This window comes from Empedobacter falsenii (genome assembly GCF_013488205.1).
Lineage (GTDB): Bacteria > Bacteroidota > Bacteroidia > Flavobacteriales > Weeksellaceae > Empedobacter > Empedobacter falsenii_C.
Window position 1 is genome coordinate 835,597 of record NZ_CP040908.1, and the last position, 24,075, is coordinate 859,671.

Sequence of the window (24,075 nt, forward strand, 5' to 3'; positions counted from 1 at the left end):
ACTCTTGATGAAAGACTAAATTATAGTACAATAAAAACCCGATTAACATTTTCTATTAATCGGGTAAAATTTAGTGTGAAATATAAAATTTGGTAAGATTCTTCTTAATTCAATTCAGCGACAATCTCGCGCCATTGCTCCAATTCAGGGATACCTGGTTTTCTTTTTCCAAAGAATTGCACAATGATTTCTCCTTTATCATTAAAAACCTCAATCGCTGTTACAATACCGTCTTCAGTTGGTTTTCTAACAATCCAAGTTGAAGCAATTTTTGACATATCCAAGTGCATATTAAAATCTGGATCCAATATATTGAACCAGTTTTCATGCCACATCGTACGTTTAATTTCACCAGTATGAATCTGAATATTTCCTTTGTTTCCTGTGAAAACCATGATTGGCGTTTGCGTTTCGGCAGATTTTTCTAAGAACTGAACAATTGCTTCATTCGAAATTTGTTTTGCATGATAATCTGTCGGAGCCAAACGCAATGCTTGCGTACGTGTAACTCCGAATTTGCGTAACATTGTAAAGAAATTGTGCGTGTCTTTCAACTCAACCCAAGCTTGTTGAAAACCTTCAACATCAATCTCGTTATCAGGTTTTTCTGTAACATTATTTTCGATGATTTCTGTTGCAGGAATAGTTTCTTGATCTTCGTCTTTGTATTTCTCAACCAATGCATCAAAGGCTTCTACATTGCTTTGCGGAACCAAATATATTTTGTGAATAGCTTCGCCATCTTTCCCGAAAAATTGTAAACTTTTGCGTTCTCCATGTTCAGATTTTTCTACAACTGCAAAAGCTGTTTTCCAATGATTCAAGAAAATTCGCATATCAATATCTTCCCCAACAAAAAGTTGTGCGTGAGGCGAAGAAAAATCAGGGTTCAGATAAATACCTTTGCGTTCGTGCACACATTCGTTGTTGCGCGTCAAAGCCATCACTTTTCCAAGTGACTCTATTTCTTGTAAAATCGCAACAAATTCAGGCTTTAATTTTGTAACATTATCGCCTAATTGCGTTGCTAAAAGTTCCATTTCGCTAACGCCAAGTTCTTTCGCTGCGTTACGTATTCTAATTTTAGGTTGATTTGCTTTCAAATCTTCCCATTGTTGTTTTAAATCTGTAAGTGTGTTCATTGTAATTGTTTTTTTACCGAATAAAATAAGTGGTTTTTGGTCGATTGGATTTTTACAAATGGTACAAGGAAATCTATAAATTTTGGAAATGATTTCTGGTCGGAAAACCTTTTCTGGACTATCTTGATAAACAATTTTTCCTTTGTTCATTAAGATCACTTCATCAGCAAACTGAGAAGCCAAATTAAGGTCGTGCATTACCAAAATTACTAAGTTTCCTTTTTGTTTAAAATCATTCAGAATTTCTAACAAATTAAATTGATGAGAAACGTCCAAATTATTCAAAGGTTCGTCTAATAATAGTAGTTTTTGATTGACTTCATTCTCTAATTGCACAAAAACGCGCGCCAAATGTACACGCTGTTTTTCGCCACCAGAAAGATGAATGTAATCCCTGTCTTTTAAATGATTGATATCGGTTTTGGTCATCCAATAATCAACCGAATCGATGTCTTGTTGTTGAGGTGAATTTTGGAAATATGGATAACGTCCCATCAGCACAACTTCCTTCACTGTAAGCGGAATATCTGTTGGTTGATGTTGCGAAAATTTAGCTTTATGTTGCGGTAAATCTTCTTTTTTCCAGTTTTTTAAGGCAATATCTTTTAGTCGAATTAGGTTAGCATTTGGTTCAATTTCATTCGCGATATAGCTCAATAAAGAAGATTTTCCTGCACCGTTTGGTCCAACGATTGCAATCATTTTTCCTGCTTTTGCATCAAACGAAATCGTATCTAAAATCTTGAATGATTTGTATTGATAATTAATATTTTCTACCGCTAACATTACAATGATTTTTTATAATTCATTAAAATTGAAATAAAAACTGGTGCGCCCATTAACGAAGTTAAAATACCGATTGGGATTTCAGATGGAGCAACCAATGTTCGACTGATTGTATCTGCAACAATGACTAATATCGCGCCTAAAAATGCAGATAAGGGAAGAATGATTACATAATTTGATTTGAAGACTAATCGTAAAATATACGGAACGATTAATCCTACAAATCCGATTGTTCCTGTAAAAGAAACAATTGTTCCGACTAATAAAGCTGAGAAAACAATGATTTGTCTTTTCGTTTTTTCGACATTAATTCCCAAATGTTCAGCATCTTTTTCGCCCAACATCATCGCGTTTAGTATTTTTCCTTTTCCAATTAAAAAGTAAAAACTTACACTAACTACGATTGTTAAAATTAAGATTTTGTCCCAGTTGGCACTTGCAATGCTACCTAATGTCCAAAATGTTAGATTGCGTAATTCTTCTTCTGATGATAGATATGTTAACAATCCGGTTGCAGATCCGCATAAGGCAGAAATGGCAACTCCTGCTAACAGTAAAATGGTGATATTTGTTTTTTGATGATGTGAAGAAATTTTATACACAAAAACAGTGGAACACATAGCGCCGACAAATGCCATCAAACTAAGCAATGAGTAATGGATAATTTCTGGAACAAAATCTTTGATATATCCTCCCAAAACAATTGTAATTGCAGCAAATAAAATACTTCCTGATGTAATCCCAATCAAATCTGGAGATGCCAACGGATTTTTGAAAATACCTTGTAGACAAGTTCCTGCAACAGCCAAACCAGCACCAACCAAAATAGACATAATAATACGTGGTAATCGTAAATCGAAAAGCACATAATAATCGCTGTCGTTGATGGCAGTTCTATTGGTAATAGCTTTATTGATAATAGATAGGATGGATTCGTTAAATTGATAAACACCCAAGAATAATGCAAGAATTGCAAGACCAAAGATGCCTAAACTTAATAAAGAAAGATGTATTCTGATTTGCGGATACATATTGTTTTAGACTTTTTTATTTTTGAAGTAATTGATTTAATTGCGCTGCTGCTTGTCCGACACGTGGTCCAAATCCAGAAACCAATTGACCATCCATCGCGATGATTTTTTTGTTTTTTCCTGCATTTGTAGAAGAAATACCTTCTAATTTTAATACGCCGTCAACGCCACCAATACTTTCTAAGCCTTTATCAAACATCAAAATGTAATCAGGATTTGATTTTACAACTGCTTCTGGTGTTAATGGTTTGAAATCTTCAAATTCTGTAATAGCATTTTGTCCACCAGCAATTCCAATAATTTTTTCCATTGGTGTGTTTGTTCCAGCAACCATTAAGTTTCCTGCTCCACGAGCGTAAATGAACAATACTTTTGGTTTTGTAGCCAAAGGTTTTACAGCTTTTAAATCTGTATCAATTTTAGTAGTAATAGCATCAAAATCTTGTTTATTTAGAGAAGTTGCAACCGTTTTTACTAACTCTTTCGTTCCTTCAACTGAATAATCTTGTTTTACAATTTCAGTTTGAATTCCAGCATTTTTTAGTTGTGAAATTTGTTCTGGATTCAAGTCTTTATCCGTTGCATATACTTTTGTTGGTTTCAAAGCCAATAAAGCCTCGATTGACAGAGAACGAGTATGTCCCAAATCTGTCGCTTTTTCCTTTACAGATACAGGGTAAGTACTTGTAACGTCAACACCAACAAGGTTATTTTCTTCTCCTAAATCAGCTAAAATTTCAGTAATTGCTCCATTTAAAGAAACAATTTTTTCGTTCGAAATCGTATTCTCTGTTTTTACTTCTTCAGTCGATTCATTTTTTGCTTCTTTATTCGTGCAGCTTGCTAATAGCGCTAAGATTGCAGTAGAAATAAATAGTTTTTTCATTATTATTTGTATTAAGTCTAAATTAAAATACAAATATTAAGAAAAAGATTTAGTTAGACAATATTTATTTAGAATAATTTAAAATAAATATTATTGAAAGATTTTTTAAATGATAAAACGAAATATTCGAGTTGAATTAAATTCAGATTATCAGATAGTTATGGATTTAAAGAAGTGTCTTTTTATTGTGAATAATTAATTTGAAAATGAAGATGATAACTCCAATGATTTGAATAATGGAAGCTAAAAATAACATCAAATTCGCAGAAATGATAAAGTGAAAATGTGTGATTTTACACAAAGCGCCAATAATAAATAGAATTGTACCACAAAGGAAAACAATTAATGGAAATGCAAATTTCATAGATTTTAAACTTTTAGAATTCCTCTAAAACCACGAGCTGCATAATAAGATTGCGCGCCGTTGTGATAAATAAAAACAGTTCCATAACGATAATCGCCAAATATAGCACCGCCTAATTCTCTAATTTTTTTTGGTGTTTTTAACCAACTTGAGGTTTTTTGATCGACAATTTCTACAGCTTGCAACAAACGATATTCTTCTTCGGTCAATAATTCAATTTTCATACTTTTTGCGACATCAATCGCATTATTTTTTGGTTGATGTTCTTTGCGAGACGTTTGCCCTTCGTAATCATACGCTAAACTTCTACGCTCTTTCGGACTTTCTGCCGAACAATCTACAAAATAATACTCATCTGTTTTATCCTCATTAAAAATAATATCAGGTTCACCACCAGTAATTTCCATTTGATACAAAGACCAAATTTTTTCAGGTTGATTGATGAATTTTTCTTCCACTTTTTGCCAATCTAAATCTTGATGTCTGTGCATATTTTTCTCAAAACGTTCTTTTAAAATTTGAATGCAGTTATTTTGTTCTGCTGGAGTTAGTTCGTTTTTTGTCATAGAATTTATTGTTTTGAGAAATTAATTTCTAACCAAATATATTAAAAAAACAGATGATTTTGGTAATTCATTTATCAAGAATAGGTTAATGACAAATGATTAATCTGAAAATTATATACATCATCTTCCAAATTGTATAATCTTTTGAAATGAAGTTGTACGAAATTTGTAACATAAGATTTTGTAAATTTAAGTGAATTAAATCGCTCAATTTCGAAGAATATATTATGGAAAATACAAGTAAATTATTTATAAAAAATATGGTTTGTCATCGCTGTAAAGTAGTGGTTGGACGAATTTTGAAGATGAATAACATCGAAACAAATCATATCGAATTGGGAGAAGTTGAATTGAAAAATCCGATTGATGCTGATCAATTAGAATTGGTTAGAAATGAATTGGAAGAAGTTGGTTTTGAATTAATCGATGATAAACGCAGCAAGTTGATTGAACAAATCAAAACATTGATTATTCAATTGGTTCATCAAGAAAATAACGAACTGAAAGTCAATTTATCTGATTATTTGAGCGAACAAACGAAGTTAGATTATAAATATATTTCGAATCTTTTTTCGGAAATGGAAGGGCAAACAATTGAGAAATATTTTATTCAACAAAAGATAGAAAAAGTTAAAGAATTAATGATTTATGATGAATTATCGTTGAGTGAAATAGCATTTCAATTGAATTATTCGAGTGTAGCACATCTTAGTGCGCAATTCAAAAAAGTAACTGGTTTGACGCCGTCTGTTTTCAAGCAATTGAGCAAACATACGCGTCGACCAATTGATAAAATCTAAATTAAAAATCATGAAAAAGTATAGTTTTTTAATCATCGGAAGTTTTCTTGCTTTTGCTGCAAATGCACAATTTAAAAATCAAGAAACCAAACAATTTCAAGTGAAAGGAAATTGTGCAAATGCAAAAGAATTAATAGAAAAAGCTGGAAATCAAGCTCGAATTTCGAAAGTAGATTTTGACGCGACGACTCAAACAGCTTCAATTTCATACAATAAAGCAAAAACAAATTCGAATGAAATCTTGAAGAATATTGCGTTAGCAGGTTTTGATAATGCTGAATATATGGCGCCTGATGAAGCTTATGCAAAATTGGAAAAAGATTGTCAATATTCTCGGGATAAAAAAATGTTGATGAACCATCAAGAAATGGATCATTCTACTCATAATCAAACTGAAAATTCTCAACAAAAAAATCAATTATCACAAGTTTTTGATGCTTATTTTTCATTGAAAGATGTCTTTGTAAAAGCAAATGAAAGTGAAATTTCGAAACAAATTACAGCATTTTCTCAATCACTTTCTGCTGTAGAAATGGGTAAACTTTCGCATGAATCGCATATGGTTTGGATGGAAGTTTTGAATGATTTAGAAACAACTTCGAAACAATTAGTTCAAGAAAAAAATATTGAAAAACAACGTACAACTTTTGCAAAATTGTCACAACCAATGTACAAATTAGCTCAAAAAGCAAATCTAGGATATACAGTTTATTATCAAAATTGTCCGATGTTTAATGGCGGTTCGAATTGGTTGAGTAAAGATTCGGCTATTAAAAATCCTTTCTACGGAAATATGATGTTGACATGCGGAAGCACAGTTGAAACATTGAAATAATAATTAAAAAATTGAATGAAAATGAAGAATTTAAAAATAGTTTTAGGCGTTTCAATATTATGTGTTTTTGTATTAGCATCTTGTCAAAATAAAACAGAAGAACCAGCAGTTATTGCTCTCGAAGAACAGATGTCAGATATGATGCAACCTTCGCAAACAATGGCTTACAATGTTGGAGATAAGGTTCCGAATAAGCAAGTTTGTATGGTGAACAATGCGTATATGGGCAAAGATCAGTTTGAAGTTCCTTATGACGGAAAAACGTATTATGGGTGTTGTAATATGTGTGTAGAAAGAATTCCGAATGATGAAACGGCTCGTAAAGCAACTGATCCTTTTACAGGAAAAAAGATTGATAAAGCGAATGCGTATATCGTTTTGAAAGATCAACAAGGAAATGTTGATTATTTCGAAAATGAGGAGAATTATAAGAAGTTTAGTCAATTATAATCAATCATTCTCATGAGGAAATTACTTTGTTTACTTTTTATTCCGTCGGCGATTGCTTTACAAGCTCAAAAACGTGTGGAATACGATTTATATGTACGTGATACCATTGTTAATTTTTCTGGGAAAGATAGAAAAGCAATTTCGGTAAATGGTCAAATTCCTATGCCAACTTTAGAGTTTACGGAAGGCGATACGGCTGTCATTCGCGTACATAATAAATTGAACGAAGATACTTCGTTGCATTGGCATGGTGTGTGGTTACCGAATAAAGAAGATGGTGTTCCGATGTTGACGCAAATGGGAATCAAACCAGGTGAAACGTACACGTATTCATTTCCGATTATTCAGAACGGGACGCATTGGTACCATAGTCATTCGGGGTATCAAGAACAAATAGGGATGTATGGTTCGATGATTTTGAAGAAACGCAAAAATGATCCCACTTTCCGAAAAGGAATTGATGATTTACCTACAATTCCTGTAATGTTGAGTGAATGGACAGATCTTAATCCAAAAAATATTCAGCGAATGTTGCATAATGCAAACGACTGGGCGGGAATCAAAAAAGGTTCAACGCAAAGTTATGCTGAAGCAATTCGAGAAGGGCATTTCAAAACAAAATTGACCAACGAATGGAAACGTATGTTGGCGATGGATGTGAGTGATGTTTATTACGAAAAATTCTTGATAAATGCTCAGAATGAAAGTCAACTGAAACAATTCAAAGCAGGTGATAAAGTTCGTTTACGTATTTCGAATGGTGGTGCGTCGACTTATTTTTGGTTGCGTTATGCGGGCGGAAAAATTATGGTTGTAGCAAATGATGGAAATGATGTAGAGCCTTTAGAAGTTGATCGTTTGATTATTGGTGTTTCCGAAACCTATGATGTTGTAGTGACAGTTCCTAAAGGTGGTTTATCTTACGAATTTCAAGTAACTTCTGAAGATAGAACAGGTTCGGCTTCGTTGTTCATTGGTGATGGAAAGAAACAATTGATGGAACCACTTCCAAAATTGAAGTATTTTGAAGGAATGAAAATGATGAATGACATGATGAATATGGACGGAACAATGAACGATATGGGCATGAAAATGAGTTTGCAGCAAATGGACATGAATACCGTGATGTATCCTGAAATTACCGGCGAATCGAAAAAGAAATCCAAAAAATCAAAGAAAGATACTGCTGAAAACCATTCAGAAATGAGTGGAATGGATCATTCTTCGCATGGAAATACATCCTCAAACATCACTACTTTGAATTATGGAATGCTAAAATCTCCTGAAAATACAACACTTCCGAAAGATGCTCCAATAAAAGAAATGCGTTTCGAATTAACTGGAAATATGAATCGTTATGTGTGGAGTATGGATAACAAAGTATTCTCTGAATCGGATAAAATTCCAGTCAAAAAAGGCGAAATTCTACGTATTACCTTATACAACAATTCGATGATGCGTCATCCGATGCATTTACATGGTTTCGATTTCCGTGTCATCAATAAAAATGGTGAATATTCTCCGCTGAAAAATGTGTTGGATATTATGCCAATGGAAACAAATGTCATCGAATTTGAAGCGAATACAGAAGGTGATTGGTTTTTCCATTGTCATATTTTGTACCATATGATGGGCGGAATGAACCGCGTTTTTGAAGTTGGAGATTATCAAAATCCGAATTTACCGAACAAAAAACATGCGTATAAAATGTTGCAAATGGAAAGCAATATGAAGCATGTTATGGCAGAAAATGATTTTGCAACAAATGGTTTAGATGGTATGTTGATGGTGCAAGATGCGCGTTGGGCATTGACTTCGGAATGGAGTATAGATTACAAACCAGAACACGGTTACGAGGTTGAAACACATTTGGGACGTTTTATAGATCGAAATCAATGGTTTCAGGTTTTTGTAGGATTTGATTGGAATCAACACAAAATGTTAGCAGAACACGGAAATGTAGAGAAGAATATTTTTAGTCAAAAAACCGATCGTAACAAAGGTTTATTCAGTACAGGTTTTGTGTATAAGTTACCAATGTTGATTGATTTCCAAACCGAAATTTATCATACAGGAAAAGTTCGTTTGCAATTTATGCGCGAAGATATTCCAATCTCAAAACGAGTTCGTGCTGGTTTTATGTGGAATACCGACAAAGAATATATGGGTGAATTGAGCTATATCTTAAACAGAAATATGCACATTAGAACTCATTACGATAGCGATATGGGCTTTGGTGTAGGATTACGATTAGTTTATTAGAAATATAAATAGTACAAAACAAAAAGCTTCGAGAAAATTCTCGAAGCTTTTTTATGTTTTTATAATTCTTAAAAGATTAATTCATCGCTTTCAATTCATTCAAGAAATCAACAATATCTTGTCCAGAATAATCCGCCATTCCCATTGTTGTATGTGCAATATTTCCTTTCTTGTCTAAAATAACAGTTGTTGGTAAAGAACCGTTAAAAAACTCAGTAGGAATAGTTGAATTTGGATAAACTACAGGCAACGATAAATTTTTACGTTCCATAAATTTCGCTACTTTATCACGTTTTCCTTCTACTTCAACCGTCAAAATAACGATGTCTTTGTCATCTTTTACTTTATCATACAATTTTTGAATTGATGGCATTTCCGCAATACAAGGCGGACACCAAGTTGCCCAAAAATTCATGAAAACAACTTTACCTTTCAAATCTTCCATATTGACAGATTTTCCATCAGCATACACCATTTCGAACGTATAATTCGCTTCAGATTTTGGTTGAGTTGTTGGTTCAACTTTTTCTAATTTCGGTTCAAATAAGCCTAATTTCATTAAACCTTGTTGCATCATTGCTTTTGCTTCTGGCACAAAAAGTAAGACCAAAGCCAGCGCTCCTATGATAATTGTTGAATAATTTCTTTTTAACATTGCTATAAATTTGTTATTGTTTGTTCCCATTGTAATCCGCTTATATCGGTTAAAACTACTTTGTGAATTTTGTCTGAAATATCAAAATTCAGATTTGCTTTCGCACCCAAAGGTAACACCAAACTGTGTTTGTGCGGTGTAACTTTTGCTACATAATAATTCGAAATTTGTTGTTTGTCCAAATTTGATAACTCTTTCATATCCAAACTTTCAATTATTTCATTTTGATGATTATGAAAATCGATTTGAATCAAAAAAGAGCCATAAACATCCGCGCCTTCTATTCGCATTACATCAAATGAAACCTTGTTTTGATGTTGTTTTAAATTTGAGATTTCTACTTTTGGTTTGACAGATTTATTGTGCAAAGTTCCGTAAACTCCACCATGAAAAACCTGATTTGTAAACAAAGTAACGAATAAAATAAAAAAACTAAAACCTATAAAATAAGGTCTATATTTTTGGAATGAAATCGAATTCCAATTATTTTCTTGTTGAATAAATTGGTTTTTATTGAAGAAATAATCCAACGAAATTTTTCCTGAACCAGCCTGAAATAGCGTAAAACCTCCAGCTAATCCTAAAACGCCAATTTGCCATTCGTCCAAACAAGTTGTACCAATCCAGCCCGAACCAAGTAAAATTCCCATTGCCAAAAAGAAAACGGCAATACTCATGATTCGTGTTTTGTAACCAAGCATTAAGAGTAAGCCAACAACGCCTTCTACGATGGTAAAAATCCACATATTCCAAAGCAACGCTTCAGGATTTTCGACTAAATATTGAATAAGTGGTTTGATGAAAAGGGCATTTGGTAAAAAATGATTGAATTTTTCGCCAATATAACCCGCAGCTTCTGGATCGAGTTTATTTTCTAAAATTAAACGCCTCCAAAAGGCAGAAAAGTACGTCCAACCAATGACTAAACGTAACGCCAATACAGCATTACCCATTGATAAAACAGATTTATTTTGCATGAATTTTTATATAAGTGATTGAATATTTGTTGTCTAAATTAATTGTGAAAAATTAAGACATCAACGAATATTTCAATTGCTTATACAACAGATAAAAAGGTATTTTTGGTGATTGAATTTCATTCGAATCTATATCTTCTTCGATTAATGAAGAACGTGCTAACCCAATGAAATGAATCGATGAATCGGGTAAATCAAAATTCGGAACATCAAGATTTTTTGTTGATTTTTTTATCGTTTCAAACTTAACAACAGAACATGAATTCGAATGATTTTGATTGATTTTGACTTGAGAAGTTTTTGTTTGATGAACATTTTCTACGTCCAAAATAGTATGAATAGAAGCTTTGATGCTACATGGCGTAAGTAGCACAAAAATCGAAGAGATAATTAAAACGAAACTTCTAAAATTCATGAAACGAAACTAATCATTAATTTTCAATAAAAACCAATTCACAATTAAACTTTAAGAAATTATTAGAATTTCTATCTTTGTCTTGATGAAAGAAAAACCACTATTTTTTGTTTTAATAATTCTGACACTTTTACTTTTTGTTTTGAGTTTAAGCGTTGGAAAAGTCTCGATTTTTTTCACCGAAATTTTTAATGTATTTTCTGGTCAATCAGACGAAATGTTGCACAATCTTGTGCTCAATTTTCGTTTACCAAAATCATTAACAGCTTTATTGGTTGGTATTTCGTTGCCGATTTCAGGTTTTTTGATGCAAGAATTATTCAAAAATCCGTTGGCAGAACCTTCTGTTTTGGGAATAACTTCGATGGCAAGTTTAGGCGTTGCGATTGTGATTTTTCTTTTTTCGATGATTGGTTTAGGAGAATTTCTCAATAATCCTTGGATTACAATTATTGCTTCATTTTTAGGTGCAATTGTCGCCTTGTTTTTAGTGATTTCGTTATCATTTCGTATCAAATCATCTGCCTCTTTGGTGATTATAGGATTTATGATTGCAGGTTTAGCGGGCGCATTAATTGGCATGATGCAATATTTTGCTCCTTCCGATAAAATTAAAGCCTATTTAGTTTGGGGATTCGGTTCGTTGAGCGGTTTATCGTGGGAACAATTAGGCGTTTTTGGTTTATTTGTTTTGAGCGGAATTATTGTTTCATTATTTACTTTACGAGGAATTACAGCCTTATTATTAGGTGAAAAATATGCACAATCTTTAGGGATTAATATCAAAAAATTACGTTTTACAATTTTAATTTCAACAGCTTTATTAACGGCTTCAGCAACGGCTTTTGCAGGTCCAATTAGTTTTATTGGATTGGCAGTTCCACATATTTGTAGAACATTGTTACGAACAGGTGATATGAAAATTTTGTACCGATGGATTTTCGTTTCAGGTATATTTTTCATGTTATTATTCTCGATTTTGACCGAAGTTTTTCCGTTCGGAACGTTACCGATTAATATCATTACCGCGTTGTTTGGAGCTCCAATTGTCATTAGTATTTTGTTGAATAATAAAAACGAAGTGCGATGAAAAATACCATTTTGAAATTAGAAAATCTTTCGGTTGGATATGGTTCAAAAGAAATTGTTTCAACCATAAATGCGAGTATAAATTCGAATGAATTAGTTGCTGTTTTAGGTAAAAATGGTGCAGGAAAATCAACGTTGATTAATTCGATTTTAGGTTTTCAGAAAACACTGAATGGAGAAATTTATTTAGAAAATAATTCGATCAAAAAATTATCTTCTCAAGAAATTGCGCAGCAAATTGCAGTTGTTTTACCACGTTTGTCGATTGTTCCAAAAATTAAAGTTTCGGAATTGGTTGCGATGGGACGTTTGCCTTATCACAACGTTTTGAAAAAGATTTCTGAGGAAGAACAAAACCTAATTGATGAGGTTTTAGAATTGGTTGGAATTTCGAATTTGGCAAATCAATTTGCGAATGAAATCAGCGAAGGTCAATTGCAATTGGTGATGATTGCGCGCGCGTTGTGTCAAGATGCGAAATTGGTGATTTTAGATGAACCAACTTCTAATTTAGATTTAGCGAATCAATATCGTATTTTCAATTTGTTGAATGAATTAAAATTGAAAACAGATAAATCGTTTTTGATGATCACACACGAAGTTGATTTTGCATTGGAAAAAGCGGATAAAATTTGGTGGATTGAAAATGGAAACCTTTTTGAAAATATTCCAGAACAAATGGCTTTTGAACATCAAATTATTCAAAAATTATCCAACCAAAATTTAACGTATGATGAAAAAAATAATCGTTTTTCAACACAAAAATCATTTTCTAAAACGATTGGTGTAAAAGGAAATTCGGAATTGGCTTTTTGGGTAAAAAATGCCTTAATTCGAAATGGAATTTCTGTCGAAAATAATGCGGAAAATCATATTGAAATCACAGAAAATAACATCATCTTTGATGGAATAAAGTTTGAAACGATAGAAGAAATTGTAAATTTTGTACAACATTATGAAAAATATAATTGTAACGGGAGCGAGTAGAGGAATTGGTTTTGAATTGGCAAAACAACATTTGGAATTAGGAAATCGAGTGTTGACAGTCTCTCGAAATGTAGATAAATTGAAGGAATTAACAGCTTTTGCAAAAGAAAATCAATATCAGTTTATCGGTGTTGATTTGGCTAATTTTGATGAGATTTCAGATGTTTTGAAAGCTGTGGAATCTTGGAATAAAGTAGATGTTTTGTACAATAATGCGGGAGTTTGTATCAACAAACCATTCATAGAAATGCAACAAGAGGATTTGTTAACTTCTTGGCAGATTAATTTTATGGCGCCTTATCGCTTGATACAAGTTTTGATGCCAAAATTTGATACATCTTCTCATGTAGTTAATATTTCGACAATGGGAGCAGTACAAGGTTCGGTGAAATTTCCAGGTTTGTCTGTTTATTCGTCTTCAAAATCGGCAACGGTTAATTTGACTGAATTATTAGCAGAAGAATTGAAAGATCATGGACCAAGAATAAACGCTGTGGCGTTGGGAGCGGTGCAAACAGAGATGTTGGAGGAAGCTTTTCCGGGCTATATTGCGCCTTTGCAACCAGATGAAATGGCCGAATATTTGGTCGATTTTGGATTGAATGGTTGGAAATATTTCAACGGAAAAGTTCAACAAGCTTCTATTTCTACGCCATAAAAAAAACGTAATAAGAATCTATATAAAAGATATAATCTGCATAAAAAAATAAGTTTTTATGCAGATTTTTTTTATTTGAAATTAATGGAATATCCTTAAAACTAAAACCTTATTTTTGTAGTATGCATATTTTAGTAGTAGAAGATGATCAAAGAATGTCTGAATTAATTCGAAGAGGATTAGTAGAAAATGGATTCGAAGTTACTGTAGTTTATGATGGTGAAATGGCACTTAAATTAGCTCTTCGCGAAGAGTATGATTTAATTGTATCTGACATAATTTTACCTAAATTAAGTGGATTAGATTTTTGTCAAGAAATCAAAAAGAAGAAACCTTTTCTTCCTATTATTATGTTAACAGCTCTTGGAACAACAGATGATAAAGTAGAAGGATTTGATGCTGGTGCAGATGATTATATGGTGAAACCTTTTGAAATGCGAGAACTTGTTGCTAGAATAAGGGTTTTATCAAAAAGAAATTTTAATCATAATTCACAATCCTTTTTATTAAAATATGATACTTTAGAGATGAATCTTCATACTAAAATTATAAAAAGAGAAGAAAAAGAAATTGATTTAACTCCTAAAGAATTTCGACTGCTTCAATATATGTTAGAAAACAAAGAACGAGTTTTGTCTAGAAATGAAATAGCAGAAAATGTTTGGGACACACATTTTGATACAGGAACTAATTTTATTGATGTTTATATAAATTATTTAAGAAATAAAATTGATAAACATTTTCCTACAAAACTAATTCACACAAAAACAGGTCAGGGATTTATATTTAAAAAAGATGAAAATAAAAGTTAAACTGACGATTTTATTCACTCTACTTACAGCTGCAATACTTTTCTTTTTTGCTTTTATTATTTATTATTCAGCTAAAAAAGATAGAGAAAAAGAGTTTTTTGAATTATTGAAAAAAGAAGCAATTACAAAATCAAATCTTTTTCTTAAAGCTAAAGTTCCTTCAGAAGTTTTACATAATATTTATCATAATAATAGACAAACAATCAATGAAGTAGAAGTTGCGGTTTATAATCAAAACAAAAAACTACTTTATCATGATGCTGTTGAAATAGATTTTGTAAAAGAAACTGACGAATTATTTGATGAAATACAACAAAAAGGATTTGTAATTTTTTATCAAGATAAATGGCAAGTAATTGGAATGAATTATGTTGTAGATGGCAATCATTACATTGTAACAGCGGCCGCTTTAGACGAATATGGATACAGTAAGATGAACAATTTATTGAAAAACATCATACTGATTTATATTTTTTCTTTGCTATTAATTATTTTGTCTGCTTTCTTTTTTACAAATAAAGCAATCAATCCAGTAAAAGAAATAACAAATAAAGCCAAACAAATTTCTGCTTCGAATTTAGATTTGAGAATTGAATTGAAATCAAAAGGAGATGAGTTAGCAGAATTAACAACAACAATTAATCAAATGTTGCAACGATTAGAAAACTCTTTTGATACACAAAAAAACTTTGTTTCTAATATTGCGCATGAACTTCGTACACCTTTGGCGGCAATTATAACAGAGTTAGAAATGGCTTTAGATAAAGAGCATACTAACGAAGAATATCAACAGTTAATCCAATTTGCATTGAATGATACGAAAAGAATTGTTCGTCTTTCAAATAGTTTACTTGATATGGCAAAAGCAAGTTATGATCCTTCGGAAATAAATTTTAAAACGATTCGGATTGATGAAATACTTTTAGATTCTGTTGCGCAAATTCAAAAAAGCAATAAAGAGTATAAAGTAGATTTAAATTTTATTAGAATACCAGAAGAAGAAAACGAAGTTGCAGTTATAGGAAATGAGTATTTATTAAAGGTTGCTTTTACTAATTTAATAGAAAATGCTTGCAAATATTCAATTGATAATAGTTGTATTGTTCAAGTTGATTTTGATGATAAAGAAGTGAAAATTAATTTTATTAATAAAGGAGATAAAATTGATCAAGAAGAATTAGCATTGATTTTTAAACCTTTTTTTAGAAGTGATAAACATAAAAATATTCAAGGACAAGGAATAGGATTACCTTTAACAAAGAAAATTGTCGATTTACATGATGCTCGTTTAGAATTATATTCCGAAGAAGGAAAAGAGACTATTTTTCAGATCGTATTGAAGAAGTCATAATAAAACTTAAATCATTAAAAAAATATAATGGAAGCCTGCTATTTAGCAGGCTTTTTTTGTTCTAATAAAATTCTAATATTCTTCTAAAGGGTTTCTAACAGCAGTAGCTTTTGATGTATTGTAGATTTGCACCAGAAAAAAATATAATGGAAACAGATTCCCAATTTGTCAAACAATAAACCTAAGATTCATTTATAACTGCTTTTGAGATAATTGAAACTTAGGTTTGTCTTAAAAAAGGAAAAAAATGAATTTAGTGAATTTTACAATGCAGCTAGGATTAGCTTTTCTATTAGGAGCTGCAATAGGTTTAGAGCGAGAATATCGCCAAAAAAGTGCTGGATTAAGAACAAATACTTTAGTATGTGTAGGTTCAGCAGCGTTTATATTAATGTCTTATTCTATCGGAGGTGATGCAGTAGGACGAATAGCTTCATATGTTATCAGCGGAATAGGTTTTTTGGGCGCTGGAGTAATCATGAAAGATGGATTAAGTGTAAGAGGATTGAATACTGCAGCTACGATTTGGTGTTCAGCAGCAATTGGGTTATTTGTCGGTTCAGGACTTTCAATAGAAGCAGTTATACTTACTTCAATTATAATGTTAGCCCATCTATTATTAAGACCAATTAGCAATCACATTTATCGTTATTCTTTCAAAAATAAAAACCACAAGGATACTGAATATTTATTGGTAATAAAATGTAGAAATGATGTAGAAAATCATTTGAGAGTATTACTAATGCGATCAATAGAGAATAATGAAAATCTTATGATGAAGTCTCTTTCAAGTGATGATGATTTAATAAATGATTCTGTAATGATTTCAGCAGAAATATCAGCTTTAAATCAACAAGATAGTCTTTTAGAAAAAATAGCAAGTCGATTAACAATTGAAAAAGATGTCCAGAAAATTCGTTGGGAAATTATAAGTAACGAAGTGTAAAAATAATAAACAGTAATAAGAATATACAGAAAAAATATCTCATGAAAATAACAAGATTAACTCATTTTATACTGCTTTTAGTAGGAAGTGCAATGTTTTTGACGAATAGTTGTAAAAATAAAACAGAGCAAACTGATAATCCAGATTTTTATTGGGTAAATAATGAAATAGAATTATCAGAAAATTCTCTAATAGAATCTAAATTGAAATTAGAAACAACAAAACTTCAAACGATAGAATCGGAGTTAAGTTCGACAGGAGTTGTAAAAGCAATTCCTGAACGATTTGCTCAGGTAGCATCACCTTTTGCAGGACGCATAGTAAAATCTTTCGTCACATTGGGACAGGATGTACAAAAAGGCTCTCCCATTTTTGAAATAAAATCTTCAGAATATTTTTCAGCTCAGCAAGAATATTTTTCAGCTCAGCAAGAGTTAAAACAAGCAGAAATGAATTTGAAACGTCAAAAAGATTTATACAATCATGCTGTAGGTGTAAAAAGAGAATTAGAGGAGGCTGAGACAGATTACAAGTTAAAGAAAATAGCAACAGATCAAACTGCTGCATCATTGAAAGTTTTTAATTCATCTTCTAGAGTAGGAATGGGGCAATCTTTAATTGTTCGGTCTCCTATTTCTGGACGAGTTGTAAGCAGTGATTTAGTTGTTGGACAATTCATAAAAGAAGATCATGAAGCTTTAGTTACAGTAGCAGAATTATCAAAGGTATGGATTTCGGCACAAGTAAAAGAACATAATTTAGGTTTCTTAGAAGAGTTAAAACATATAACATTTACAGTTGATGCTTTTCCATCAAAAATATTCGAAGGAAAAGTAATTAATATAGGACAATTATTAAATGAAGAAACGAGGAGTGTTGATGTGCTTATAGAAACGGATAATAATCAATTTGTTTTAAAACCAGGAATGTATGTTAACGTAACATTGAATAGTCTAGATAAAGAAGAGATAATCCTTCCTGCTAAAGCTGTTTTTCAAGAAAAAGAAAATCAATATGTTTTTGTGAAAATAGGTGATAGAAAATATCGAAAAGTAAATGTAAAAGCAATTGGAACTTCAGAAAATAACGATTTTGTTCGTGTTACAGATGGTTTAAAAGTAGGAGAAAGAGTAGTGATTGAAGGAGGTATCTTTTTAATGGGAGCAAAATAAATAAGCTATTGAGATGAATAAACTAATAGAAATGGCGATTGCCAAAAAATGGTTAATGGTAGCTTTGTTTTCTTTGGCTGCATTCTTTGGATATTATTCTTGGAAACAATTATCTATCGAAGCTTATCCTGATATCGCAGATGTAACTTCACAAGTTGTAACTCAAGTTCCTGGGTTGGCTGCGGAAGAAGTAGAACAACAAATAACAATTCCAATAGAAAGAGAGCTAAATGGTTTACCAGGTATGCATGTTATGCGTAGCAAAAGTACATTTGGATTATCTATAATTACGATTGTATTTAAAGATGGAGTAGATGATTATTGGGCTCGTATGAGAATTCAAGAACGATTGAATGATATTGAGTTGCCGTATGGAGCTGAACCAGGATTAGATCCTTTAACATCTCCTATTGGAGAAGTATTTCGTTATATTATTGAAAGTGACACAAAAAGTTTAAGAGAATTAACAGATTTACAACGTTTTGTTATTGTACCAAGAATTAATCAAGTTTCAGGAGTTGCAGAAGTAACAAATTTTGGAGGAATCACAACGCAATATCAAATAGAAATAGATCCAAATAAATTAACTCAGTATGATGTATCGTTAAATGATGTTGTAGAAACAATAGAAAAAAACAACATTAATGCAGGAGGAAGTACATTACCTCAAGGAGATATAGGATATGTGATTAGAGGAATAGGTCTTGTAAAAGATTTAGAAGATTTTGGTAAGATTGTTATTAAATCAGAAAAAGGTGTAACTGTTTTATTATCAGATATTGGAGAGTTAAAATATGGAAACTTAGAACGAAAAGGAATTTTAGGTTATAGCGATAAAAGCCGAAATCATAGTGACGGAATTGAAGGGATAGTTTTATTGTTAAAAGGAGAAGATACTTCTGTAGTTTTAGAAGGTATTCATGAAGCTGTAGATGAATTGAATAATGATTTGTTGCCAAAAGATGTAAAAATACATGCATTTTTAGATCGTACAGATTTAGTCGATACAACACTTAATACTGTTTCATACACATTAATGGAAGGTATTTGTTTAGTCGTTATTGTACTTATTGTATTTCTTGGAAGTTGGAGAGGAGCTCTTCTAGTAGCGATAACAATTCCTATTTCATTGCTTATTGCATTTATATTAATGCATTTTACATCTATTCCAGCTAATCTACTTTCGTTAGGAGCTATAGATTTCGGAATTATTGTAGATGGAGCTATTGTGATGATGGAAACTGTTTTGAAAAAAAGAGAGGAAAATCCAAAAGAAGAATTAAAGGAGAAAACTATTTCAACGGTTGCAAAGCAAGTAGCAAAACCAATATTTTTTGCAACACTAATTATTATAACAGCTTATTTACCATTGTTCGCTTTTGAAAGAGTAGAACGTAAACTTTTTACTCCGATGGCTTTTACTGTTGGTTATGCATTATTTGGAGCTTTATCAGTTGCACTTTTATTAATCCCAGGATTAGCATTTGTAATGTATAAAAAACCAAGAAAAATTTATCATAATAAATGGTTGGAAAAGCTGACGAAATCTTATTCAAAGGTTATCAAAAAAATAGTTGCTAAACCCAAAAAAGTTATTCTACCATTACTTCTAATTCTTGCTAGCGCGATAGTATTATCTATTTCTGTTGGAAAAGATTTTTTACCAACATTAGACGAAGGTTCTATTTGGTTACAAGTAGAATTACCTCCAGGATTATCGGTAGAGAAGTCAAAAGAAATGAGCGATGTATTGAGAGAACATACAATGAAATATGATGAAGTTACTTATGTAATGGTTCAAGCTGGTAGAAATGATGACGGAACAGATCCATGGACAGCATCTCATTTTGAAGTTTCAATAGGACTGAAACCATATAAAGAATGGCCTAGAGGAAAAACTAAGAATGATTTGATTCGAGAATTAGAATCAGAGTATGCTAGTATGCCAGGATATACAGTTGGTTTTTCTCAACCAATGATTGATGGGGTTATGGATAAAATTTCAGGAGCACATAGTGAGTTGGCTGTAAAAATATATGGGAAAGATTTTACTGAAACACGCAAAATAACTGAGAATATCATGAAAGAATTAAAAATGGTAAAAGGTGCTGCTGATGTATCAATAGATCAAGAACCGCCTTTACCTCAACTTCAAATTCATGCTAATCGAGATAAAATTGCACAATATGGATTGAATGTTTCTGATGTTTCAGAATTAATAGAAGTCGCAATTGGAGGAAAAGCTATTTCTCAAATATTTTCAGATGATAGAGTATATGATTTTACTTGTAGATATAAAGAAGATAGTAGAAATACACCAGAAAAAATACGACAATTAACTTTGACAAATGTAGATGGTATAAAAATACCATTAGCGCAAGTTGCCGATGTAAAGCTAAATACAGGAGAAAGTACAATTACGCGTGAAATGAATAAACGTCATTTGACAATAAAACTGAATTTGAGAGACCGTGATTTAAGTTCTTTCCTAAAAGAAGCTCAAAATAAAATAGAACAAAACATTGATTATGATCATAGTCAATATCATATTAAATGGAGTGGACAGTTTGAAAATCAAGACAGAGCTTATAAAAGACTTTCAGTTATTATTCCAATTGCAATATTAGTCATGTTTATACTTTTATATGCAGCATTCGGTAAATTGAGACAAGCTTTGCTTTTAATAGGAATTATTCCTTTGGCGATATTCGGTGGAATGTTAGCTTTAAATGTAAGAGGAATGACGTTGAATGTATCTTCAGCAGTTGGTTTTATTGCATTATTCGGAGTTGCAATTCAGAATGGAGTGATTATGATTTCTCAAATCAATTTACTGAAAAATAAAGGAATGGAACTTTCTCAAGCTGTTATAGAAGGTACAAAAAATCGTTTCAGACCTATTTTGATGACAGCCACAGTTGCGATTCTAGGATTATTACCAGCTTCATTAGCAACAGGAATAGGATCAGATGTTCAACGTCCATTAGCAACGGTTATCGTATACGGATTATTATTCTCAACAATCATTACACTTTTTGCCCTTCCAGCTTTGTATTATATGATCGAAAAGAAATGGGGAAAAGATTCAGTAGAAAAATCAGTTAATCAAAAACAAGATTAAAATGAAAAAATATTGGTTATTAGTTGTGTGTAGTTTATTTATAGTAAATACTAAATTAATTGCTCAAACAACAAATGAAAGCGAATTAGATTATAAAAAATTTATAGAAACAGTTCAAGCAAACAATATTTCTTATACAGCAGAGCGCTTTAATGTAGATATTGCCGAAACAGAAATTTTAAGTGCAAAAGCATTTGCGGATCCCGAACTTCAATTTGAATATTTTGATAATGGAGAAGCCAAAAGAAAAATGGGACTTGGATATTCAGCAGAAGTTGGATGGGTTTTAGAATTAGGAGGAAAAAGAAAAGCTCGAATTAATTTAGCTAAAAGTGAATTTGAATTAACGAAATTAATTCTTTTAGATTATTTCAAAAACTTGAAAGCAGACGCAACGTTAGGATTTCTTCAAACAATCTATCAGAAAGAAATGTTGAATGTAAAAGAGAATTCTTATAACATGATGAATCAGTTAGCAAATTCGGATGAAATAAGATTCAAATTAGGAGAGATTTCTGAAACTGATGCAAGACAAAGTCGATTAGAAACTCAATCATTAAAAAATGAAATAATACAAGCAGAAACAGATTTTGCTACATCAAAAATTCGATTATCAACTTTTATGGGAATCGATCAATATGCAGATTTATTTTCTACAGTAGGAGATTTGAAAACGTTTCAACGTGATTTTGATTTAATCAATTTGACTGAAATGGCCTTAAGTAATCGAACAGATTTATTAGTTACCTTGCAAAGTAAAGATGTTAGTCAAAGAATGATTGAGTTAGCTAAAGCAAATCGTGCAATAGATTTGGGACTGATTTTAGGATTAGAGCATTCAACAGCTGTTAGAAATTTGATAGCAGAAACTCCTCAGTTCACACAAATTAAAGGAGGAGTAAATATTCCATTGAAATTTTCGAATAAATATAATAATGAGTTGAATGTTGCTAAAATGCAATTTAAACAAGAGGAGCTAAATTATAAACAAACAGAATTAGAGATAAAATCTCAAGTAAAAGAAGCATATGAGTTGTATGAAGGTTATAAAAAACAGTTGAAACAATTTGATATTGAAATATTAAAAAACGCGAATTTAATATTAGAGGCTAAAAAATACAGTTACAAAAGAGGAAATTCGTCTTTGTTAGAGGTTTTAGATGCTCAACGAACTTATAATGAAATTCAAAATCAATATTTGGAAACTCTTTATAATTGTGCTTCAGGTCTTATTGATTTAGAAAGAGTAGTAGGAATTTGGGATATTGATTTTTAAATCTTTACTAATTCTAAAGATTTATGAATTATATTCGTGATGATTTTTCAATTAAATGTCTAGGACATATTTCAACGGAAAAATTCAAAAATCTTTTATTTCAACACTTTAGGAAAATAGAATTTAGATGAAATAGTAAAAGTCGTTTTAGTGCGACTTTTATTATTGATTTAAAACTCGTTTTCTAAAAATGTACATTAACGGAAAACTGCGTAAAAACATCCAAATTCCGAATGCAATCCAAATTCCATAAATATTTAAACCAAAGTAATCTGCAAGATAAATGGTTGGTAGAAATCCAAGAAATGTTGCGATAATTAAGTTGTTTCGCAAGAGTTTTGCATCGCCCATTCCCTTGAAAAATCCATCAAAAATATAAGCCAATGTGTTGATTGGTTGCATCAGTAAAACCATCCAAAATACAGAATTGAAAATGATCAAAACATTTGGATCTTGATTGAAAATTTGCCCAATTTGATTATAAAAAATGAAACAAATCGCAATTAAAATACACGCAATTAAAACTGAATATTTGGAAATATCTTTGCTTAAAATCCAAAGTTTAGGATAGTTTCGTTCGCCTTGTAAACGACCTGCCATCGCGTTTCCAGCACCTGCATATCCGTCAATAAAGAATGAAAAGAACAACCAAATATTCATCAAAATACTTTGCGCGGCGATATAATTTTTTCCGTAATCGGTGGCGTAAGAATTCGCAAGAAAAAATGCAACATTCAACGAAGCTGTTCGTAAAATAAAATTGAAACTTAAGTTGATATATTTCTTAAAAAGTGGATGAATGGTTTTTCCTGGATTTAATCCAAATGAAGTTTTCGTGAAATAGTAGTAAAACGCCATAATTACCATAATCAATTGTGCAATCAAACTTGCATAAGCAGCGCCTTTAATATGATAAGCGGGAATTATCCCATTTACTCCAAAGATTAGAATATAGTCTAAAAAGACATGAACAAATGCAGCTGTTAAACTACATTTCATTGCCCAAACGGTGTTTTGCATTCCTCTAAATGCTCCAAAAAGAGTGAGCGAAATAAGTGTTAATGGAAAACCAAATGCTCTGATTTTGTAATAATCTACTGAAAATTGAAGAACCAAATCTTTTGCATTGTACAATTCGAATAGATTTTGTGCAAAAAAATACGTTGGAACAAAAATAAGTAAACTCAAAAATAGATTGAAATACAACGCTTGCGGAACTAAAGTTTTGAGACTTTCCAATTTATTTGCACCAAAACTTTGCGAAACCAAAGACGAAATAGAGGTTTTGGTTTGGGCAACAATCCAGATAATTCCTGAAAGAAAAGAACCAACTAAACCAGTAGCAGCAAGTGCTTCAACCGAATATTCTTTTACATTACCCACCATCGCAATATCGGTTAAGGTAATAAGAGATTCTGCAATTCCCGAAAAAATAGCAGGAATCGCTAATTGATTAATTTGTTTGAACGTAATTCTATCCGAAACCAAACTCAT

Annotated in this window: 22 protein-coding genes and 1 pseudogene; 13 read left to right on the forward strand and 10 right to left on the reverse strand. The window is 31.6% G+C overall.

Annotated elements, in window-relative coordinates:
• Positions 1-104: 104 nt before the first annotated feature.
• The 6 genes and pseudogenes from FH779_RS03930 to FH779_RS03955 form a co-directional block, all read right to left on the reverse strand.
• Complete coding sequence (locus FH779_RS03930; RefSeq protein ID WP_180906790.1) at positions 105-1,142, reverse strand: hemin-degrading factor; 1,038 nt, start codon at positions 1,140-1,142, stop codon at positions 105-107.
• Positions 1,143-1,223: 81 nt separating this feature from the next.
• A pseudogene (locus FH779_RS03935) lies at positions 1,224-1,928 on the reverse strand (heme ABC transporter ATP-binding protein); the annotation flags it as partial.
• The gene (locus tag FH779_RS03940; RefSeq protein WP_038334102.1) at positions 1,928-2,959 is read right to left on the reverse strand and encodes a FecCD family ABC transporter permease; all 1,032 of its coding nucleotides are present in this window, start codon (positions 2,957-2,959) and stop codon (positions 1,928-1,930) included. The gene FH779_RS03940 and the pseudogene FH779_RS03935, both read right to left, overlap by 1 nt.
• A gap of 16 nt (positions 2,960-2,975) precedes the next feature.
• The gene (locus tag FH779_RS03945) at positions 2,976-3,845 is read right to left on the reverse strand and encodes a heme/hemin ABC transporter substrate-binding protein (protein ID WP_180906136.1); all 870 of its coding nucleotides are present in this window, start codon (positions 3,843-3,845) and stop codon (positions 2,976-2,978) included.
• Positions 3,846-4,011: 166 nt separating this feature from the next.
• Positions 4,012-4,209 (reverse strand): hypothetical protein, encoded by a 198-nt coding sequence (locus FH779_RS03950; RefSeq protein WP_180906137.1) that lies wholly within the window; start codon positions 4,207-4,209, stop codon positions 4,012-4,014.
• Between the two features lie 5 nt (positions 4,210-4,214).
• On the reverse strand, positions 4,215-4,775 hold the full coding sequence (locus FH779_RS03955) for a DUF4256 domain-containing protein (protein WP_180906138.1): 561 nt from the start codon (positions 4,773-4,775) through the stop codon (positions 4,215-4,217).
• 227 nt (positions 4,776-5,002) lie between these two features.
• Between FH779_RS03955 and FH779_RS03960 the strand changes: the two genes are divergently transcribed.
• Genes FH779_RS03960 through FH779_RS03975 form a run of 4 tightly spaced genes read left to right on the forward strand, consistent with a single transcriptional unit; the run spans position 5,003 to position 9,122 of the window.
• Complete coding sequence (locus FH779_RS03960) at positions 5,003-5,575, forward strand: helix-turn-helix domain-containing protein (protein ID WP_180906139.1); 573 nt, start codon at positions 5,003-5,005, stop codon at positions 5,573-5,575.
• Between the two features lie 10 nt (positions 5,576-5,585).
• Positions 5,586-6,410 carry a DUF3347 domain-containing protein gene (locus FH779_RS03965; RefSeq protein ID WP_180906140.1) on the forward strand — a complete coding sequence of 275 codons (825 nt, stop codon included), beginning with the start codon at positions 5,586-5,588 and terminating at the stop codon, positions 6,408-6,410.
• A 21-nt stretch (positions 6,411-6,431) separates the two neighbouring features.
• Positions 6,432-6,860, forward strand: coding sequence for a hypothetical protein (locus tag FH779_RS03970; protein WP_244958020.1), 429 nt, complete (start codon positions 6,432-6,434; stop codon positions 6,858-6,860).
• 12 nt (positions 6,861-6,872) lie between these two features.
• Complete coding sequence (locus tag FH779_RS03975; RefSeq protein WP_180906142.1) at positions 6,873-9,122, forward strand: multicopper oxidase domain-containing protein; 2,250 nt, start codon at positions 6,873-6,875, stop codon at positions 9,120-9,122.
• Positions 9,123-9,198: 76 nt separating this feature from the next.
• On the opposite strand, the gene FH779_RS03980 is transcribed toward FH779_RS03975, so the two are convergent.
• The 3 genes from FH779_RS03980 to FH779_RS03990 are packed head-to-tail and all read right to left on the reverse strand — an operon-like array spanning position 9,199 to position 11,169.
• Positions 9,199-9,777, reverse strand: coding sequence for a TlpA family protein disulfide reductase (locus FH779_RS03980; protein WP_244958021.1), 579 nt, complete (start codon positions 9,775-9,777; stop codon positions 9,199-9,201).
• A 2-nt stretch (positions 9,778-9,779) separates the two neighbouring features.
• Positions 9,780-10,754, reverse strand: coding sequence for a TQO small subunit DoxD (locus tag FH779_RS03985; protein WP_244958022.1), 975 nt, complete (start codon positions 10,752-10,754; stop codon positions 9,780-9,782).
• A 52-nt stretch (positions 10,755-10,806) separates the two neighbouring features.
• Positions 10,807-11,169 carry a hypothetical protein gene (locus FH779_RS03990; protein ID WP_180906144.1) on the reverse strand — a complete coding sequence of 121 codons (363 nt, stop codon included), beginning with the start codon at positions 11,167-11,169 and terminating at the stop codon, positions 10,807-10,809.
• 85 nt (positions 11,170-11,254) lie between these two features.
• On the opposite strand from FH779_RS03990, the gene FH779_RS03995 reads away from it, so the two are divergent.
• The 9 genes from FH779_RS03995 (at position 11,255) to FH779_RS04035 (ending at position 22,581) form a co-directional block, all read left to right on the forward strand.
• Positions 11,255-12,259: a FecCD family ABC transporter permease gene (locus FH779_RS03995; protein WP_180906145.1), complete on the forward strand. Its 1,005-nt coding sequence runs from the start codon at positions 11,255-11,257 to the stop codon at positions 12,257-12,259.
• Positions 12,256-13,245, forward strand: coding sequence for an ABC transporter ATP-binding protein (locus tag FH779_RS04000; protein WP_180906146.1), 990 nt, complete (start codon positions 12,256-12,258; stop codon positions 13,243-13,245). The genes FH779_RS03995 and FH779_RS04000 overlap by 4 nt, the downstream gene beginning before the upstream one ends.
• On the forward strand, positions 13,214-13,903 hold the full coding sequence (locus tag FH779_RS04005) for an SDR family NAD(P)-dependent oxidoreductase (RefSeq protein ID WP_180906147.1): 690 nt from the start codon (positions 13,214-13,216) through the stop codon (positions 13,901-13,903). Before FH779_RS04000 ends, FH779_RS04005 begins: the two co-directional genes overlap by 32 nt.
• A gap of 122 nt (positions 13,904-14,025) precedes the next feature.
• The gene (locus tag FH779_RS04010; RefSeq protein WP_038334112.1) at positions 14,026-14,715 is read left to right on the forward strand and encodes a response regulator transcription factor; all 690 of its coding nucleotides are present in this window, start codon (positions 14,026-14,028) and stop codon (positions 14,713-14,715) included.
• Positions 14,699-16,066, forward strand: coding sequence for a HAMP domain-containing sensor histidine kinase (locus FH779_RS04015; RefSeq protein ID WP_180906148.1), 1,368 nt, complete (start codon positions 14,699-14,701; stop codon positions 16,064-16,066). Before FH779_RS04010 ends, FH779_RS04015 begins: the two co-directional genes overlap by 17 nt.
• 247 nt (positions 16,067-16,313) lie before the next feature.
• A complete protein-coding gene (locus FH779_RS04020; RefSeq protein WP_114999368.1) occupies positions 16,314-17,012 on the forward strand; it encodes an MgtC/SapB family protein in 699 nt (232 codons plus the stop codon).
• Positions 17,013-17,053: 41 nt separating this feature from the next.
• Complete coding sequence (locus FH779_RS04025) at positions 17,054-18,184, forward strand: efflux RND transporter periplasmic adaptor subunit (protein WP_180906149.1); 1,131 nt, start codon at positions 17,054-17,056, stop codon at positions 18,182-18,184.
• Between the two features lie 13 nt (positions 18,185-18,197).
• Positions 18,198-21,305 carry an efflux RND transporter permease subunit gene (locus FH779_RS04030; RefSeq protein WP_180906150.1) on the forward strand — a complete coding sequence of 1,036 codons (3,108 nt, stop codon included), beginning with the start codon at positions 18,198-18,200 and terminating at the stop codon, positions 21,303-21,305.
• A gap of 1 nt (position 21,306) precedes the next feature.
• Positions 21,307-22,581, forward strand: coding sequence for a TolC family protein (locus FH779_RS04035; protein ID WP_180906151.1), 1,275 nt, complete (start codon positions 21,307-21,309; stop codon positions 22,579-22,581).
• A gap of 162 nt (positions 22,582-22,743) precedes the next feature.
• On the opposite strand, the gene FH779_RS04040 is transcribed toward FH779_RS04035, so the two are convergent.
• On the reverse strand, positions 22,744-24,075 hold the full coding sequence (locus FH779_RS04040) for an MATE family efflux transporter (protein WP_180906152.1): 1,332 nt from the start codon (positions 24,073-24,075) through the stop codon (positions 22,744-22,746).

Excerpts from the sequence above, each read along its gene's own strand:
- FH779_RS03965 (WP_180906140.1), top strand. The coding sequence starts at position 5,586 with ATGAAAAAGTATAGTTTTTTAATCATCGGAAGTTTTCTTGCTTTTGCT.
- FH779_RS04015 (WP_180906148.1), top strand. The coding sequence starts at position 14,699 with ATGAAAATAAAAGTTAAACTGACGATTTTATTCACTCTACTTACAGCT.
- FH779_RS03945 (WP_180906136.1), bottom strand. The coding sequence starts at position 3,845 with ATGAAAAAACTATTTATTTCTACTGCAATCTTAGCGCTATTAGCAAGC.
- FH779_RS04020 (WP_114999368.1), top strand. The coding sequence starts at position 16,314 with ATGAATTTAGTGAATTTTACAATGCAGCTAGGATTAGCTTTTCTATTA.
- FH779_RS03955 (WP_180906138.1), bottom strand. The coding sequence starts at position 4,775 with ATGACAAAAAACGAACTAACTCCAGCAGAACAAAATAACTGCATTCAA.
- FH779_RS03930 (WP_180906790.1), bottom strand. The coding sequence starts at position 1,142 with ATGAACACACTTACAGATTTAAAACAACAATGGGAAGATTTGAAAGCA.
- FH779_RS03980 (WP_244958021.1), bottom strand. The coding sequence starts at position 9,777 with ATGTTAAAAAGAAATTATTCAACAATTATCATAGGAGCGCTGGCTTTG.
- FH779_RS03975 (WP_180906142.1), top strand. The coding sequence starts at position 6,873 with ATGAGGAAATTACTTTGTTTACTTTTTATTCCGTCGGCGATTGCTTTA.
- FH779_RS04025 (WP_180906149.1), top strand. The coding sequence starts at position 17,054 with ATGAAAATAACAAGATTAACTCATTTTATACTGCTTTTAGTAGGAAGT.
- FH779_RS03940 (WP_038334102.1), bottom strand. The coding sequence starts at position 2,959 with ATGTATCCGCAAATCAGAATACATCTTTCTTTATTAAGTTTAGGCATC.
- FH779_RS04030 (WP_180906150.1), top strand. The coding sequence starts at position 18,198 with ATGAATAAACTAATAGAAATGGCGATTGCCAAAAAATGGTTAATGGTA.
- FH779_RS03995 (WP_180906145.1), top strand. The coding sequence starts at position 11,255 with ATGAAAGAAAAACCACTATTTTTTGTTTTAATAATTCTGACACTTTTA.
- FH779_RS03990 (WP_180906144.1), bottom strand. The coding sequence starts at position 11,169 with ATGAATTTTAGAAGTTTCGTTTTAATTATCTCTTCGATTTTTGTGCTA.
- FH779_RS04005 (WP_180906147.1), top strand. The coding sequence starts at position 13,214 with ATGAAAAATATAATTGTAACGGGAGCGAGTAGAGGAATTGGTTTTGAA.
- FH779_RS03950 (WP_180906137.1), bottom strand. The coding sequence starts at position 4,209 with ATGAAATTTGCATTTCCATTAATTGTTTTCCTTTGTGGTACAATTCTA.
- FH779_RS03970 (WP_244958020.1), top strand. The coding sequence starts at position 6,432 with ATGAAGAATTTAAAAATAGTTTTAGGCGTTTCAATATTATGTGTTTTT.
- FH779_RS04035 (WP_180906151.1), top strand. The coding sequence starts at position 21,307 with ATGAAAAAATATTGGTTATTAGTTGTGTGTAGTTTATTTATAGTAAAT.
- FH779_RS04040 (WP_180906152.1), bottom strand. The coding sequence starts at position 24,075 with ATGAGTTTGGTTTCGGATAGAATTACGTTCAAACAAATTAATCAATTA.
- FH779_RS03960 (WP_180906139.1), top strand. The coding sequence starts at position 5,003 with ATGGAAAATACAAGTAAATTATTTATAAAAAATATGGTTTGTCATCGC.
- FH779_RS03985 (WP_244958022.1), bottom strand. The coding sequence starts at position 10,754 with ATGCAAAATAAATCTGTTTTATCAATGGGTAATGCTGTATTGGCGTTA.
- FH779_RS04000 (WP_180906146.1), top strand. The coding sequence starts at position 12,256 with ATGAAAAATACCATTTTGAAATTAGAAAATCTTTCGGTTGGATATGGT.
- FH779_RS04010 (WP_038334112.1), top strand. The coding sequence starts at position 14,026 with ATGCATATTTTAGTAGTAGAAGATGATCAAAGAATGTCTGAATTAATT.